This window comes from Acinetobacter rathckeae (genome assembly GCF_015627125.1).
GTDB lineage: Bacteria > Pseudomonadota > Gammaproteobacteria > Pseudomonadales > Moraxellaceae > Acinetobacter > Acinetobacter rathckeae.
The window spans coordinates 158,561-174,311 of the sequence record NZ_VTDO01000005.1 but is presented as its reverse complement, the minus strand read 5'-3'; the positions used below and the strand labels follow the sequence as shown (position 1 = coordinate 174,311).

Sequence of the window (15,751 nt, the reverse complement as noted above, 5' to 3'; positions counted from 1 at the left end):
GATTCGTCATCAGTAAGCTAGGTCGGCCATTCTACTCCGTTTCCAAAGTTTGTCAAATGCTTTTTGAAAGTTTTTTCTACCCCCTAACTAAACTCCCTTAACCAATCAATCTAAGACCTAAACCCTAAACTAATTAACTAAGATATTGTTTATTAAGAAGTTTCTTCCAACAGCACCGCCGATGGATACGCATTATAGACGAAACTAATCCCTTTGCAACCCCCTATAATAATTTTATTCATTTTTTTCTATCACATGTATATTTTATATGCAAAACTAAACTTTAATGATAAAAAAACACCAATTTAATGCATTTGGGTACATAAATTGGTGTTAAAAAAACTTTTAGGCAGTTTTATCTTTAGCAAAGAATGTAGTAATAAAGCCAGAGAGTACATAAAGTAACGATACCACCAAAATACCAACAGGTATGTTGTAGGTCATTGCAGCAAGAATCATCACCACAGGTAACATGACAATAAAGGGAACTCGACTACGATCAACTTGCTTAAATGAGTAATATTTCATGTTGGAAACCATAAGAATACCAACGATCACCATAAAAGTTGCATATGCAATTTGTATGGCTTTATCTTTTACATCAAATAAGTGTGGATAGTCTCTACTTACCCAAACCAGTGAAATAACAAGTATTGCACCAAGTGGACTTGCGATACCAATAAAGTAGCGTTTATCTACAACATCAATTTGCACGTTAAATCTAGCCAAACGAAAAGCAGCACAAGCGGCATAGACAAAACAACAAGCTAATCCTATTCGACCTAAACTATGCAAACTCCAGCTGTACATAAGTATGGCTGGAGCTAAACCAAAGGCGATAAGATCTGATAACGAATCAAGTTGCTCACCAAAAGCGCTTTGTGCACCAATTGCTCGTGCAACTCGACCATCTAACCCATCTAAAAATGCAGCTAAAAAAATAGCATACAGTGCATGTAAATAATGGCTTTCCATGCTTGCAACAATAGAATAGAAACCACACAACATTGCCGCTGTGGTGATTAGGTTCGGCCAAAGATAGATACCACGGCGTTTCACCTTTTGTCCTTCGCTTGTGTCTTCTTCTTCAATCACCTCAAAAGTAAGCCCATCATGTTTATCATCAGAATATTCATCATCTGGCTTTATTGTCTTAGTCATTTGTAGGTTTCCTAAATATCCTGATTTACTACAGTTATTCGCCAACGGTGGTTTTAACAACAACCGAACCACCAAGATCATGCATTTTTAGATAAGGTGCTAACCATTTCAGTGATTCTCTGGCTTGCTCTGCAAATTTCCAAGGCGGATTAATTACAAGTAAACCACAGCCATTTAAACCTACTGGAGTATCATCTGGCCATACGCAAATTTCACAAACAAGTTGACGGCGAATGCCCGTGTTCGCCATTTTTTTCAAAAAGCGATCAACCATTACACGGTCTTTAATTGGATACCACACAGCAAATACGCCCGTAGGCCATTTTGTATATGCATTTTTTAGCAGTTCTATGAGCTGTGGAAAGTCTTGACGTTCTATTTCATACGGTGGGTCAATCATGACAAGACCGCGTTTTTCTTTAGGCGGAATGACAGCAAGCAAGCCTTCGTAGGCATCTCGTTGATGTAGACCAGCTCGCTTGTCATAAATATGATGGTCTAAGAGTTGAAAAACTTCAGGCTGCATTTCAAAGATGGTTGCACGGTCAGTTTCTCTCATACCTTTGAGTGCAAACCAAGGAGATCCAGGGTATGCACCTTGCCCATCTTGCTCTCTAAGTTCATCGACCAGTTTAAGGTAGTGCTTCACTGTTTCTGGTGCAGTCTTTTTTTCTTGTGCAGTCAGTTGGGTTAAGCGATGAATACCCGATAAGAATTCACCTGACTTTTGTGAAGGTGCTTTAGATAAGTCGTATTTTCCCGCACCGCCATGCGTGTCGATGTAGCAATACGGCTTGTCTTTTTGGTTTAAGCGATTAAGTAGCTGAAGCAGTAGAACGTGCTTCATTACATCAGCAAAGTTACCCGCATGGAAGTGGTGACGATAGTTCATAGGTGTATATTTTCCTCATTTCTGGCTATATCTTAACACGAATTTTTTTTTCCATGCTGTGGGTAAAACTGTTCTAATATAGGTATTCTTTGCTTTTGTTACGATTTTACTATGGTTAATACCTCTTTGCCATTTGGTTGGAATACTGATTTCATCTTGGATCAGATTGATAATTATGGTTTTTGTGTCATTGATCAAGTGTATGACAGTGATTTTTTTACGGCGTTAAATACTGAGTGTTTACAGCATTTAAATGAGTTTAGGGCAGCGGGCATTCAAAATGGTGTAGTCAGTCATATTCGTAGTGATCATATTTTATGGCTTGATGATACCCAAGTGCTTGCAAAACAACATCGTGAAAACTTGTTGGCATTAGGAAAAGTGTTTAATCAGGCTTTTTTTATGGGTATTAATCAGGTTGAGGCTCATTTTGCACGTTATGGTGTGGGTGAGGCATATGCTCTACATCGAGATAATCCTCAACAAAAAAATGATCGAATCATTTCAACTGTATTTTATATGCATGATATTTGGCAAGATGACTGGGGTGGTGAGCTTCGCTTGCAAGATAAGCAAGACCATTGGCATGTGATTATTCCAAAACCGAACCGAATGGTGGTATTTGACAGTAATTTGTTACATGAGGTACAGGTTTCTAAGCAACAACGCTTGTCTATTACCGCATGGCTACGTCATGATAATGAAGTATGGTAAGTATCTAAATAATATATGTGCTTTATATAGGTTGTGGTATGAGTAAATCGTTGATTCAACGTATTGGTGAAACAGACCAGATGTATTTGGAAGAAAATTCTGCGACGTTGGCATTAGAACGTGGAGAGTTACGTTTGGCTTTAGTTGAGTTAAGTCAGCATAAATCTGAAAAAATACACTTTTTGCATGAAGCAATTGCTTTATTAGAGCAAGCACGTATTGAATTTGAAGAGATAGATACCGAGTTATTTTTAAACTTATCTTTCGCATTGGCTAATGCCTATATGCTGTATTATGAGCTAACAGCTGATGTGAAGTTTGCCACCATTACGCAACAAATTTTAAAGCCATTGGCACATTTAAAACATGCGAATATTTATTTTATGCTTGCATATGCCTGTAAGTGTAAAAATGAGGTGGCATTAACACGGCACTGGTTAAACAAGTATTTGTCTTGCTCCAATAAAGACTTAAATCGCTTACTGAACCACGCCACACTTCAAACGCTAAACAATGAATTATGGTTTAAAGATTTAATACACAAGCATATTTCTTAATAAAAAACACCGCTTTAAAAGCGGTGTTTTTTATGATTTGCTATTAAAGCAAGTGAGCAATCGCAGCACGTTCTTCTTCAAGCTCTTGTAACGTAAAGTCCATACGCTCACGGCTAAAGGCATCTATTTCTAAACCTTCTACACGTGTGTATTCACCATTTTGACACGTTACCGGTACACCATACATCACACCTTCAGGAATACCATATGAACCATCTGAAGGGATACCCATCGTCACCCACTCACCTGATGTACCTAATGCCCAATCACGCATATGGTCAATGGCAGCATTGGCAGCTGAAGCAGCTGAAGATAGACCACGGGCATTAATAATGGCCGCACCACGCTTGCCTACTGTTGGCAAGAAGTCATCTTTGTTCCATGCATCATCATTAATTTTAGCTTTAAGGCTTTGACCGTTAACGGTAGCAAAACGATAATCCGCATACATGGTTGGTGAATGGTTGCCCCACACAGTTAATTTTTTAATGTCCGCAACCGCAACATTGGCTTTTTGCGCCAATTGCGTTAAAGCACGGTTGTGATCTAGACGTAGCATTGCAGTAAAGTTTTTTGCAGGTAAGTCTGGTGCAGACTTCATTGCAATATATGCATTCGTATTGGCAGGATTACCCACAACCAATACTTTTACATTTTTATTTGCATAATCATTGAGTGCTTTACCTTGTACAGTAAAGATTTTTGCATTTTCTTGGAGTAAGTCAGCACGTTCCATACCTGGCCCACGAGGACGAGCACCAACAAGTAATGCATAATCTGCATCTTTAAATGCGACGTTTGGATCATCTGTGCAAATAATGTCGCTGAGTAGCGGAAACGCACAATCATCAAGCTCCATTTTCACACCTTGCAGTGCTTGCTGTGCTTTTTCAACAGGAATTTCTAATAGTTGTAAAATAACAGGTTGGTCTTTCCCTAACATCTCACCACTTGCAATACGAAACAGTAAGCTGTATCCGATTTGGCCTGCGGCTCCTGTAACGGCAACGCGAACGGGCTGTTTCATTGTGTTCTTCTCCATTTGAGTGCGACAAATATAATCAAGTCGTGTGTTTACTACGCTTTGATTGATACGAAATGCTCAAGATTGTACTTTAATCTCGGGCAAGATGTATATTTAATGATGATCATTTCATAGCACAAATGCAGTTTAATATGTTCCTTGAACCATTATATTATTCGGGCAATTCGATACCATAGTTGTTGGACACGATTTAAATTGACCATTACTTTTATAACAGATGCTTACGTGAGTGAGATAGGCAGTACGTCCCTCTTTTTGACAACTTAAAATCACGCTTCGTTCAGCCAAACCTTTATTCAAGGCGAAGAACTGCCCTTCTAATGCTGTTTTTTGCACATTATTTGAGGTTGTATCTGTAAGTACTGTCGGAATTTTTAAGTTTTGTGCATAGTTAATGATAGTTCTAAAGTACTGCGATGCCGTCATTTGTGTACAGCCACCAATTGTTCGCCAAAGTTGCACACGATAGGCTTCATCTGGAATAACTCGAGCAACAACTTTGGCCTGTAATGGCGGTAAACTCGCCGATGAGTCCGTTATACAATTGTTATCAAAGTCTTCTGGCACGAGACTGGCAATGGTTAAAGAGTATCCCTCTAAACACTTGCGCTGTTTTTTTTGGTTAATGTCGAGTGCACAAATGGCAGGTGTCATTTGAATATGTAAAATATAACCTGTATTCGCAAGTGGTTTATTTGCAAAAACAGCCGTAGCCTGAAAGCAAACAAATACACCGCTAAAAAAAACAACCCAATAAAACATGCGAGATCGTGACTGTTGTGCCCAAGCCATTACATCACCACTGACCTTTTTACTTGCGGTCGCACAATAACATCTAACATATGGTATATCCCCAATATTCCTTAATTGATGCCACGTAGCGGAATCGGTTTCATCCACTTACTCATGTACTGATTACCTTGCCCTAAAATTGCACCATAGTGAATGGTATTGGTCATCACATTTTTAACATAATTACGTGTTTCATCAATTGGAATGGTTTCAACATATTGATCTGCAACCAATGCCTGATCTGTCGACTGCCATCTTAATGCACGATTTGGCCCTGCATTGTACCCAGCCGTTGCCAGTACAGCATTACCACTGAGCTGGCTTTGTATCATAGAAAGATAATATGTGCCGTAACGAACATTGGTATTCATATCACTCAATGCTAAAGGGGTATATGTTTCACCCATTTGCTTTGCAACCAGTTTTGCAGTATTTGGCATAATTTGCATCAGACCACCTGCCCCAACATTGGAACGAGCACTGGTCACAAATCGACTTTCCTGACGCATTAAGCCATATGCCCAGGCAGGATCTAAGCCAACATTAGCACTATGCATTAAAACGGCGTTTTGGTTAGGTGTAAGATAGCGTAAATTATAGTTATGACGAATGACTGTGCGATCTGCCGCATAAATTGCTCGATCATACCAACCCATCAATGCAGCTTTTTGTGCAGCCGCTAAAATTAAGCCATCATCTTGTTTTAAATACGCTTGTCTAACTGCCCAGTTCCATTCTCTGGTGCTAAAACTGGCTGGTGCTGCGACCTGTTTTAAAGCAAAAGCACGATTAAAGTTCAGATCTTGAGCCAAACGTTGCTGATCACTCTCAGATGCTGTCGCTTGATCAACGCGGTTATATAACTTTCCTATATGCTCTTGAGCAAGCAGATTGTGGTAGTCATCGCCACTTTTCGCTAAGTTTTGATAAATCGCTTGGGCTTGCTGTTTTGATGCGTCATCATTTCTTTTTTCTTCTGCACGGGCAAGCCAATACTGCCAACGGTCTTCTTGTTGCTGCGTCACGCTCATCACCGAAATTGCACGAATGAGACTTTCCCACGCACTAAAACGAATGGCTTGTCTTGCATAAATTTCAGCTTCTTCAGGGCTAAATGGCAAACCATAACTGGCATCAAAGTCGTCTAGAACTGCACGATTAAAATTATTTTTCAGTACACTCGTACCACCAATATAAGCCACCGTTCGGTACAGGTATTTTTGTACATCTGGCGGTGTGTTTTCTACTGTACGGCTCACACTGGTCAATGCTGTATTTAAATCTGTATCCGCTAAACGCCCAAGTGCAAAAATAAGATAGCTGTAATCGGTATCATTTGTTTTTGGTGCTGACCATAAATAACCGAGTGGATTATTTTGAATTTGCATGAGTTGACTGATGGTTAAATTTAAACCCAAGCCCTGTGCACTCGACACAGCAAGACCAATTTGCCCTGCTCTAAGTTGCTCCCATACCCGCTGTTGCTTGTCTTGTGCTGTCATTATTGGGCTATTGAGCATCATACGAATCAGCCCCAAGCAACTATCTGGTTGGGTACTGGTACTCAGCCATAAATCTTTAAATTCAGCAAAGACCAAATCATCGCCAGACTGTGCCCGTACTTGTGCAACTGCACACTTTTCTGCAACATCAGGGTTTGATACATAGCGAATAATCGGTTGAGCACTGACAAAATCAGCGATTTTTACTTTTTCTTCAACGTAATCTGCAGCCAGTTTTTCTGCCATCGCAGAATCAGGATACTTTTGAATAAACGCTAAAATACGACTTGATGGTTGTGTCGCCAAATCAGTATTGAGTTGAAAGTATTCGGGATAATAACCAAGCACATCGGACTGCATGCTGGCGACATATTGATCGAGCAAAGCACTGTTACCGCGATTACTGGCATTTAAGGCATCGTTAAACTGTTCATTTGATGCATACAGGTCATTCGCAGACAAAGCCATCGCCGTTAACGCAACGTATCGAAAAGTTTTTTGCTTATACTGCACCCATAAATCACGCATAAAATAAACTGATCTCATTAGATATATATCATAGTGATTTTAATCGTTCAGGCATCAATAAGCTGTTATGTTGTGTAATTCACAAAATGATCGCCTCGCCTTTACCTCAAAAACTACTCGCCCTGCAATAAAACTGCTAGAATATGCCACTATTTTTTTACTGTTGTGTGAAGCCATGAGCTTCCATGCTTAACCTTTTGTATTAGGAGCCTACATGACGGTTCAAACATTCATTCCATCTCGCACCGAGGCTGCCTCAGAAAACACTGTTCACCAGCATTCGCACCCCAGCACAGTTCCATCTACAGTTAAAAAGCTGTACATCGAAACGCAAGGGTGTCAAATGAATGAATATGACAGTCACCGTATGGCAGATTTACTCGGCGATTCACATGGTTACGTGCTAACAAGCAATCCAAATGATGCAGATATTCTACTTATGAATACTTGCTCAATTCGTGAAAAAGCACAAGAGAAAGTCTTTAGTGAACTGGGTAGATGGCGAAAACTTAAACAGACTAATCCTGACCTGATTATTGGCGTTGGTGGCTGTGTTGCCTCACAAGAGGGTGACAACATACAAAAACGTGCACCCTATGTCGACATGGTATTTGGTCCACAAACGCTACACCGTTTACCCCAAATGCTTGATCAGCACGAAACACAAGTGGCCACACCTAAAAAAGATAAAATTAAACTGGTTGATATTTCATTTCCAGACATTGAAAAATTTGACTTTTTACCTGAGCCACGTGTTGAAGGACACAAAGCCTTTGTTTCTATTATGGAAGGCTGCTCTAAATACTGTTCATTTTGTGTGGTGCCTTACACCCGTGGTGAAGAAGTTTCACGTCCACTAGACGATGTCATTGAAGAAATTGCAACACTTGCAGAAAAAGGCGTACGCGAAATTTCTTTACTTGGGCAAAACGTAAACGGCTACCGTGGCGAAACCTTTGACGGTGGTATTTGTACATTTGCAGAATTATTGCGTTTGGTTGCAGCAATCCCAGGCATTGGGCGTTTACGCTACACCACGTCTCACCCACTTGAGTTTTCAGAAGAGCTGATCGAGTGCTACCGTGATTTACCTCAAATGGTGTCACACCTGCACCTGCCTGTGCAAAGTGGTTCAAACGATGTACTACAAGCCATGAAGCGTAACCACAAAATTGATGTCTACACCGACAAAATTGCCAAGTTACGTCAAATTCGCCCAGACATGCATTTGTCTAGCGACTTTATTATTGGCTTCCCCGGTGAAACCGATGAACACTTTAATGAAACACTCCAGTTTATTAAAGACCTCGACTTCGACCACTCATATAGCTTCATTTACTCAAAACGTCCGGGTACACCTGCGGCGGAGCTTGAAGACACCATTCCAGATTTAGTGAAAAAAGCACGCCTTGCACAAGTACAAAAAGTGATTAAAAAATCAAGCATTGATAAAACAGATGCCATGCTCGGTACAGTACAACGTGTTTTAGTGGAAAATGTCTCTCAAAAAGATGACAACATCCTTGTGGGTACGGCAGATAATACGCGTTTAGTCAGCTTTGAAGGTGATGCAAGTTTAATTGGTCGTTTCGTTGATGTGGAAGTTACAGAAATCAAAACCCTGAATTTTGTTTTCGGTCGCCTCTTGAATGTTGAGGCTGACGTGGCGTAATGTAAGGGGTAGATAAACAACCACAAAAAAAGGGATACACTTGACTACATCTATAAGACGTACAGTTGCTTTTCCGGGTATTTCTATGGAGCACCTAAAAATAATGTTAGGTGCTTACAATAGTCATTTAAAACAAATCGAACAACGCCTAGATGTCAATATTATTCACCGAGGTGATTCATTTTATGTTGATGGGGATTTAGAGACTGTCGCACGTGCTGAAACACTGCTCAATAAACTCTATGAAGAGTCTGAACTCTCAAAACAAGTCACCGCTGATCAAATTCATTTAATGATTCAAGGCAGTCAAACTGACCAAGACCTCATGAATGATGATGCTCAAGAGCATACGGGCTTAGACGATGTCTGGCTACAAACCCGTAAAGGTCGTATCAACCCGCGTGGTGCGAATCAAAAACGCTATGTACAACGTATTTTACAAAGCGACATTTCATTTGGTATTGGCCCTGCAGGTACAGGTAAAACCTTTTTGGCTGTTGCCGCGGCTGCAGACATGCTCGAACGCAATGAAATTCAGCGTATTTTATTGGTACGTCCTGCAGTTGAAGCGGGTGAGAAACTCGGTTTTTTACCGGGTGACTTAACCCAAAAAATTGACCCCTACCTACGCCCTTTATATGACGCACTATATGAAATGCTCGGCTTTGAAAAAGTGGCGAAACTGATTGAACGTCAAGTGATTGAAGTTGCACCACTGGCCTACATGCGTGGTCGTACACTCAATCACTCTTTTGTGATTCTAGATGAAGCACAAAACACCACACCTGAACAAATGAAAATGTTTTTAACACGCTTGGGCTTTGGCTCACGTGCGGTGATTACAGGTGACATTACCCAAGTTGACTTACCTCGTGGCCATCAGTCTGGGCTTGCCCATGCTTTACGTGTTTTAGAACCTGTGACAGACATTCATATCACTCGCTTCCACTCACGTGATGTGGTACGTCATCAACTGGTACAAAAAATTGTTGAAGCCTATGAGGGTTGGGACTCAGAACAACAGCGACTCAATGCCACTGAACGTGCCGAACGTAAAGCACGCCAAGAAGCACTCATTGCTGAAAACGATTCTGCAGCCGATCAACAACACTAATTCAATTACTTCATTAAGGATTATCATTGAAGCTTGATCTCTCACTCCAACAACACGTTTTAGCACCTGAATTGGTGCTAAAACGGATTTATATCAAAAAAGTCATTGAAACGACCTTACGTCATCTCAATCTAAAACAAGATTGTGAAATGGGCATTGCCTGTGTGGACTTAGATGAAAGTCATGAACTCAATTTTCAATATCGACAAAAAGACAAACCCACCAATGTATTGTCTTTTCCAAGTGAAATTCCAGAAGAGATCATAGAGCAACTTGACTGCATGCCTCTTGGTGATTTAGTCATTTGTATTCCTGTCGTCTTACAAGAAGCCGAAGCTCAACAGAAAACTGCAATCAACCATTTTACCCACATGCTTGTGCACGGCGTTTTGCACCTACTTGGCTATGACCATGAAATTAGCGAAGCAGATGCGGAAGAAATGGAACAGCTTGAAATTGAAATTTTACAAAAGCTTCAGATCGATAACCCTTATCAAGACCCATCACATCAACATCTAGACTGAACGAAATACAATCATTACAGTATATTGGCCTAGATTCATGCATTGATTATCTCAAAAATCACTCTTTTGCAGGTAATCAAAGCAAAAAACATAGATTAACGCGTCATTTTTTGGTCTAATTCAAAGCAATGTCAAAAAACATCGCCATTTATTGGAAAGATTTATGCAATCGCTTATAAACAACCTCTCTCATTATATACAACGCGTATATCAAAAAGCTGGCGGGTTTATTGAAGAACAGCGTGAATTTGCAGTGTCACAAGTATTTCTAAATGCAACGTTAAAAAAGTTTGTCACCGACAATGTTGGGCTACTTAAAGATTTACATGCCGACCTCCATGATGACTGGCTACGTTTATATGCCACCATTGATGTTCAAGGCTTACATACCACGCTTTTTGTAGACCTAAAGCTCTTACAAATGGAGCTCAACAAAACAACCCAATTGATCGTCTTTGAGCAAATTAGCCAAACGCAAATTTTAGATGCAACTTATAAAAATAAATTACAGCAATGGGGTATACAAACTGCACTCTTTTTCTATCAAAAAGTGTTAAAAAAAGACCCTTTAGGCAAAATTTTACAACACTTTAATGTGCTTACCGTCAAAGATGAGCTATTACACTTAGACCTTAATAAATGGCTCGGTAAAAATCAGTCTATTTTAGATACACTCAATAAAGTTCGAGTAAACCATGCTGTACTGCGTGAAACTGAGCTTGTATTAAAAGGCAATGTTAACCTTGCTGCCATTATGAACAAAGTTGCTGAACCACAAGGTGTACAATAAACGCTAAATCTGGCAACCTGCATACAGATTTACTATAAAAAAGTGTTCAAACTGTGAAATCATAGTCATAACAAAGTATTGATTGATCAATGATATGATAAATTTCAAACATACCATTCTTCGCTTGGCTGTCAGCAGTTGCGTACTCGTCTCTGTATCTGCTTTTGCAATTACCCCATTTGAGGCAACCTATCAGTTCTCATACAATGGAAAAAATATTAGTACGGCAACACGTAGTTTAAGCCAACTCAGTAATGGCACATGGAACTATAACTTTTCAGCTAAGGCTGGGTTTATTGCCTCTGCATCTGAAAGCAGTCAGTTTAATATTAAAAATGGTCAGCTCATTTCAAACAGTTTTAACCGTACCACCAAATACATTGGCATCTCTGATAAATTACGCATAGATTTTAACCATGCCAACAATACTATTTATACGCAAAAAAATGACACTAAACGTCGCTTTAAATTAGAAAATAATCCACTTGATGAACTGAACGCTGAAATTCAAATTCGTGAAGATATTTTAAATAAAAAGCTCAAACCTGCCTATTACATTACAGATGCCAAAGGTGTAGATGCACGTAAGTTTGTCAACTTAGGCGAAGAAACCATACAAACCCCTTACGGCACACTCAATACAGTTAAATTTAAACTTGAATATAATAAGCCTGAACGCAACACCATGTTTTGGTTAGCACCACAATTTGGCTACTTACCTGTGAAGGTCGCACACAACGATGATGGCAACTCCTATGGAATTTCACTAATCAGTTATAAAAACCCATAAAATTGCCACTTTTTGCGACTTTAAACTTGCAATTTTTAGCCTGCTTTTTAAAATACATATCCGCTTTCATAGCACTCCCACATTAGAGGTCTTTCATCGTGCATGCACTAGAACAGAAAATCTTAAACGAAGGTATCGTTCTATCAAACAATGTTTTAAAAGTTGATGCATTTTTAAACCACCAAATTGATCCTGTACTGATGCAGCAAATTGGCCAAGAGTTTGCAGCACGCTTTAAAGACGCAGGCATCACCAAAATTATTACCATTGAAGCTTCAGGTATTGCACCAGCAGTGATGGCAGGTTTAGAGTTAGGCGTACAAGTGATCTTTGCACGTAAGTATCAATCATTAACCCTAAAAGATGACTTATACCGTGCCAAAGTGTATTCATTTACCAAACAAACTGAAAGCACCATCGCTATCTCTAACAAACATATACATTCAACAGATAAAGTCCTTGTTATTGATGACTTCTTAGCCAATGGCCAAGCAGCTTTAGGACTCGCAGACCTTATTCACCAAGCCAATGCAGAAGTGGTTGGTATTGGTATTGTGATTGAAAAATCATTCCAAACAGGGCGCGACTTACTTTTAGATAAAGGCTACCGTGTTGAATCTTTAGCACGCATTGCTTCACTTGATAATGAAAAAGTCACTTTTGTAAAATAAATCGCTCACTAAAATAGGCCATACCCGCTTAATCACTGTATGGCCTATTTTAGCGCATTGGGATATACCATCTACTGGCTTACTTTTTTCTGCTTATTTTGACTATAATACAGACAATAATATATTTTCATCGTGGCTTAGATATTACAACCACGCCAATCAACAGATGAAATCTACATTTTCATGTTGAATCAATACACCAATCAAAAAGACGAGGCACCCCATCAATGCTTCAATATTTAAAAAAGCTCCCCTTTTACGACAAAACATGGTTTCAATTTCTCATGTTTGTGATTTCACGTTTTGAATCTGATCGTTGCAGAGATAAAGCCGCCTCTTTAACCTACACCACACTGTTTGCGGTTGTACCAATGCTAACGGTGTTTTTAGTGATTATCTCTTCAATCAAAGCACTAGAACCTGCACGCCAGCAATTACAACAACTGATTTACAGCAATTTTCTGCCAAAAAGTTCGATTGCATTTGATAAAACCCTTAGCTCTTTTGCCGATAAATCAAGTAATCTTACCGTGATTGGGGTGCTATTTTTATTTGTGACGTCGGTGATGATGCTCAATAGCATTGAAGATGTATTTAATCGCATTTGGAGAATTAAAGACAAACGCAGTGGTATCATGGGCTTTATGCGTTATTGGACCATTATTTCACTTGGGCCAATTTTACTCGGTAGCGCCTTTGCCATTTCTTCTGCTGTTGCTTCTCTCAATATACTCAATAATAATTTTACAGGCTACGAAATAGACAGTACGTTCTTTTTAGCCATTATTTCTTATGGTCTTACAGTCATTGGTTTTTTCTTTATTTATTGGACCATTCCAAACAGAACCATTCCACTCAAATCTGCACTTATTGCAGGGCTTTTTAGTGGTAGTATTTTTCAGCTTCTAAAAGCCTTTTTTGGCTATATCATGTCAAATTTTACCAGCTATGAACTGGTTTATGGTGCATTTGCCGCAGTGCCTATTTTCCTGTTATGGATTTTCCTGTCTTGGAATATTGTATTACTTGGGGTTGAAGTGAGTTTTGCTATTACCTCTTTTAGCTCAGGTAAAATACAAAAACGCCACCCAATGGTGATGATGTTAGACATTTTGGAACTGTTTTATAAAAAGCAAACCGTTGGTGAAACCGTGACCGAGAAAGAGGGGCTTAAAATTTTAGGACGCGGTGAAGTTGGACGCTGGCCTGCCTACATAGAACTGCTAGAACAACAACAACTCATTAAACGCACGAGCCAAGATGAGTATGTTTTAGTGCGGAATTTAATGCATGTCGATTTTTGGAAGTTTTATAACGAAATGCCTTTTGCATTACCCAGCAACCAAGATATTGGCCACATTCACCCTGATGATGAGTGGATGAAGCGAATTGGACCACTTCTCATCAGCTCAAATAACTATTTAGCAGAGCAACTGTCTGTACCGTTATCTAGCTTATTTGAAGATCAACCCTACCCTGAAAATAAATAGTCAATACAGACATGCCATATCACCTATGGCATGTCGTCTCGTTAAAGCACTTTGGTTTGCCAAACAATCTCTTTAGACTGTGTAAACAAAGTCATGGTCAGTACATCGTTACTCGATAAAGCACCCACACCCGCAGGCGTTCCCGTCATAACGACATCTCCTGCTTCAAGCGTAAATGCTTGACTCATATCGCATAGCATATCTGCAATAGAGTGTAATAAAAGTGCTGTATTGCCTTGTTGACGTACTTCACCATTAATACTTAACTCATATTGAGTACAAGTTAAATCTACCTCAGATACATCTACCCAATCAGCAAGTACACAAGCGCCATCAAATGCTTTTGAACGCTCCCATGGCTCACCTTTGCCCTTCAACTCACTTTGTAAGTCTCTAAGTGTTAAGTCTAGACCAAGCGTCACTGCACCCACAGCAGCAAGTGCTTGTTTAGGGTCTGTCACATTCGTGAGTGAGCGATCTACTCGTAACGTCAATTCACATTCATAGTGACAGCTTCCTAAGTTACGGTTCCAAACAACCCCTTGCTCGAGCGTAGCCAAAGTACTTGGTGGCTTAATAAATAACACAGGTCTTGTTGGAATCGCATTACCGAGTTCTTTAGCATGTGCTGCATAGCTACGGCCAATACACACAATTTTTGAAGGTCTAATGTTCATTATTTTATGGCTTGTAAAAAGGTCTTTCTATTAAACACGTTTAAATGTATTTTCCAAAAGTGTTTTTTGCTGTGGCTCTGTTAACGCACGTTTCGGTACAATAATCACCACACGTGTTTTTAACTCAATCACATAGGTTAAACGCCCTTCAACAAAACGCTTTACTTCTGAGTAAGCATACATTCGCTCATGGGTTTGGCTCATCACTTGAAAGGTATTTTGAGATAATGATAGAGTCTGCTCATTTTTACCCAATTGATATTTGACAAATTGACGCTTAAAAATTTGCGGTAATAATAAGTAACGTACTGCTGACTGTACCAACAAAAAGATTGCACCTAAAATCACATAGTCGCAGCCTAAACCCGTTACCCCCAAATAAAAACCCCAAATAATTAAACCGATACTAATGAGTGGGGTAATAAATTGAGTCACCTGTTTTTTACCAAGCGTAATATGCTTAAAACCATCTTGAGATTCTTCGAGATTCAATACATAACGAATAGAAAGGGCAACTTTTGCTTCAGACATAATCAACATTTCGATAGAAAAAAATATGACTCATTAGAGCATAAAGTTATTTTTTTTAGTATGGCTTGATTAAATCAATCTATAAAATTTAGGCATAAAAAAACCGCTAAATTAGCGGTAATTTTAATGTGGTGCGCTCAGAGAGATTCGAACTCCCGACCCCTTAGTTCGTAGCCAAGTGCTCTATCCAGCTGAGCTATGAGCGCATCATTTTTCGATGTTGCGCATTATACGCAGTTTTAAGCGATTGTATAGCCTTTTTTATAAATTAAAGCACAGATGTTGTTTATTTATGCAATAT

Annotated in this window: 16 protein-coding genes and 1 tRNA gene; 9 read left to right on the top strand and 8 right to left on the bottom strand. The window is 39.4% G+C overall.

Annotated features, from left to right (window positions below):
- Nucleotides 1-345 precede the first annotated feature (345 nt).
- Both pssA and I2F31_RS09910 read right to left on the bottom strand, forming a co-directional pair.
- Entirely contained in the window at nucleotides 346-1,161 is an 816-nt protein-coding gene (gene pssA / locus I2F31_RS09915; RefSeq protein WP_195769022.1) for a CDP-diacylglycerol--serine O-phosphatidyltransferase, read from the bottom strand.
- Between the two features lie 34 nt (nucleotides 1,162-1,195).
- Nucleotides 1,196-2,053, bottom strand: a complete 858-nt coding sequence (locus I2F31_RS09910) for a 23S rRNA (adenine(2030)-N(6))-methyltransferase RlmJ (RefSeq protein WP_195769021.1) — start codon at nucleotides 2,051-2,053, stop codon at nucleotides 1,196-1,198.
- A gap of 111 nt (nucleotides 2,054-2,164) precedes the next feature.
- On the opposite strand from I2F31_RS09910, the gene I2F31_RS09905 reads away from it, so the two are divergent.
- The gene (locus I2F31_RS09905) at nucleotides 2,165-2,767 is read left to right on the top strand and encodes a 2OG-Fe(II) oxygenase (protein WP_195769020.1); all 603 of its coding nucleotides are present in this window, start codon (nucleotides 2,165-2,167) and stop codon (nucleotides 2,765-2,767) included.
- Nucleotides 2,768-2,805: 38 nt separating this feature from the next.
- A complete protein-coding gene (locus tag I2F31_RS09900) occupies nucleotides 2,806-3,324 on the top strand; it encodes a hypothetical protein (protein WP_195769019.1) in 519 nt (172 codons plus the stop codon).
- Nucleotides 3,325-3,367: 43 nt separating this feature from the next.
- Here the strand turns inward: I2F31_RS09900 and I2F31_RS09895 are convergent, their stop codons facing one another.
- The 3 genes from I2F31_RS09895 to I2F31_RS09885 form a co-directional block, all read right to left on the bottom strand.
- Nucleotides 3,368-4,351, bottom strand: coding sequence for a malate dehydrogenase (locus I2F31_RS09895; RefSeq protein ID WP_195769018.1), 984 nt, complete (start codon nucleotides 4,349-4,351; stop codon nucleotides 3,368-3,370).
- 144 nt (nucleotides 4,352-4,495) lie between these two features.
- A complete protein-coding gene (locus I2F31_RS09890; protein WP_195769017.1) occupies nucleotides 4,496-5,161 on the bottom strand; it encodes a ribonuclease T2 family protein in 666 nt (221 codons plus the stop codon).
- Between the two features lie 71 nt (nucleotides 5,162-5,232).
- The gene (locus tag I2F31_RS09885) at nucleotides 5,233-7,191 is read right to left on the bottom strand and encodes a lytic transglycosylase domain-containing protein (RefSeq protein WP_407647878.1); all 1,959 of its coding nucleotides are present in this window, start codon (nucleotides 7,189-7,191) and stop codon (nucleotides 5,233-5,235) included.
- A gap of 214 nt (nucleotides 7,192-7,405) precedes the next feature.
- On the opposite strand from I2F31_RS09885, the gene miaB reads away from it, so the two are divergent.
- The 7 genes from miaB (at nucleotide 7,406) to I2F31_RS09850 (ending at nucleotide 14,242) form a co-directional block, all read left to right on the top strand.
- Nucleotides 7,406-8,863 (top strand): tRNA (N6-isopentenyl adenosine(37)-C2)-methylthiotransferase MiaB, encoded by a 1,458-nt coding sequence (gene miaB, locus I2F31_RS09880; RefSeq protein ID WP_195769015.1) that lies wholly within the window; start codon nucleotides 7,406-7,408, stop codon nucleotides 8,861-8,863.
- Nucleotides 8,864-8,903: 40 nt separating this feature from the next.
- Nucleotides 8,904-9,977 (top strand): PhoH family protein, encoded by a 1,074-nt coding sequence (locus I2F31_RS09875; RefSeq protein WP_195769014.1) that lies wholly within the window; start codon nucleotides 8,904-8,906, stop codon nucleotides 9,975-9,977.
- Between the two features lie 26 nt (nucleotides 9,978-10,003).
- Nucleotides 10,004-10,501, top strand: a complete 498-nt coding sequence (gene ybeY / locus I2F31_RS09870) for an rRNA maturation RNase YbeY (protein WP_195769013.1) — start codon at nucleotides 10,004-10,006, stop codon at nucleotides 10,499-10,501.
- Between the two features lie 163 nt (nucleotides 10,502-10,664).
- Nucleotides 10,665-11,291 (top strand): hypothetical protein, encoded by a 627-nt coding sequence (locus I2F31_RS09865; RefSeq protein ID WP_195769012.1) that lies wholly within the window; start codon nucleotides 10,665-10,667, stop codon nucleotides 11,289-11,291.
- Between the two features lie 94 nt (nucleotides 11,292-11,385).
- Nucleotides 11,386-12,081, top strand: coding sequence for a DUF3108 domain-containing protein (locus I2F31_RS09860; protein WP_195769011.1), 696 nt, complete (start codon nucleotides 11,386-11,388; stop codon nucleotides 12,079-12,081).
- 98 nt (nucleotides 12,082-12,179) lie between these two features.
- Nucleotides 12,180-12,752, top strand: coding sequence for a xanthine phosphoribosyltransferase (locus I2F31_RS09855; protein ID WP_195769010.1), 573 nt, complete (start codon nucleotides 12,180-12,182; stop codon nucleotides 12,750-12,752).
- A 227-nt stretch (nucleotides 12,753-12,979) separates the two neighbouring features.
- Nucleotides 12,980-14,242 carry a YhjD/YihY/BrkB family envelope integrity protein gene (locus tag I2F31_RS09850; RefSeq protein WP_195769009.1) on the top strand — a complete coding sequence of 421 codons (1,263 nt, stop codon included), beginning with the start codon at nucleotides 12,980-12,982 and terminating at the stop codon, nucleotides 14,240-14,242.
- A 41-nt stretch (nucleotides 14,243-14,283) separates the two neighbouring features.
- Here I2F31_RS09850 and I2F31_RS09845 read toward each other — a convergent pair whose 3' ends face one another.
- The 3 genes from I2F31_RS09845 to I2F31_RS09835 form a co-directional block, all read right to left on the bottom strand.
- Complete coding sequence (locus I2F31_RS09845) at nucleotides 14,284-14,919, bottom strand: fumarylacetoacetate hydrolase family protein (RefSeq protein ID WP_195769008.1); 636 nt, start codon at nucleotides 14,917-14,919, stop codon at nucleotides 14,284-14,286.
- Nucleotides 14,920-14,949: 30 nt separating this feature from the next.
- On the bottom strand, nucleotides 14,950-15,450 hold the full coding sequence (locus I2F31_RS09840; protein WP_195773843.1) for a YcxB family protein: 501 nt from the start codon (nucleotides 15,448-15,450) through the stop codon (nucleotides 14,950-14,952).
- A 129-nt stretch (nucleotides 15,451-15,579) separates the two neighbouring features.
- A tRNA-Arg gene (locus tag I2F31_RS09835) sits at nucleotides 15,580-15,656 on the bottom strand.
- Between the last annotated feature and the right edge of the window lie 95 nt (nucleotides 15,657-15,751).

Excerpts from the sequence above, each read along its gene's own strand:
- pssA (WP_195769022.1), bottom strand. The coding sequence starts at position 1,161 with ATGACTAAGACAATAAAGCCAGATGATGAATATTCTGATGATAAACAT.
- I2F31_RS09910 (WP_195769021.1), bottom strand. The coding sequence starts at position 2,053 with ATGAACTATCGTCACCACTTCCATGCGGGTAACTTTGCTGATGTAATG.
- I2F31_RS09905 (WP_195769020.1), top strand. The coding sequence starts at position 2,165 with ATGGTTAATACCTCTTTGCCATTTGGTTGGAATACTGATTTCATCTTG.
- I2F31_RS09900 (WP_195769019.1), top strand. The coding sequence starts at position 2,806 with ATGAGTAAATCGTTGATTCAACGTATTGGTGAAACAGACCAGATGTAT.
- I2F31_RS09895 (WP_195769018.1), bottom strand. The coding sequence starts at position 4,351 with ATGAAACAGCCCGTTCGCGTTGCCGTTACAGGAGCCGCAGGCCAAATC.
- I2F31_RS09890 (WP_195769017.1), bottom strand. The coding sequence starts at position 5,161 with ATGGCTTGGGCACAACAGTCACGATCTCGCATGTTTTATTGGGTTGTT.
- I2F31_RS09885 (WP_407647878.1), bottom strand. The coding sequence starts at position 7,191 with ATGCGTGATTTATGGGTGCAGTATAAGCAAAAAACTTTTCGATACGTT.
- miaB (WP_195769015.1), top strand. The coding sequence starts at position 7,406 with ATGACGGTTCAAACATTCATTCCATCTCGCACCGAGGCTGCCTCAGAA.
- I2F31_RS09865 (WP_195769012.1), top strand. The coding sequence starts at position 10,665 with ATGCAATCGCTTATAAACAACCTCTCTCATTATATACAACGCGTATAT.
- I2F31_RS09860 (WP_195769011.1), top strand. The coding sequence starts at position 11,386 with ATGATAAATTTCAAACATACCATTCTTCGCTTGGCTGTCAGCAGTTGC.
- I2F31_RS09850 (WP_195769009.1), top strand. The coding sequence starts at position 12,980 with ATGCTTCAATATTTAAAAAAGCTCCCCTTTTACGACAAAACATGGTTT.
- I2F31_RS09845 (WP_195769008.1), bottom strand. The coding sequence starts at position 14,919 with ATGAACATTAGACCTTCAAAAATTGTGTGTATTGGCCGTAGCTATGCA.
- I2F31_RS09840 (WP_195773843.1), bottom strand. The coding sequence starts at position 15,450 with ATGTCTGAAGCAAAAGTTGCCCTTTCTATTCGTTATGTATTGAATCTC.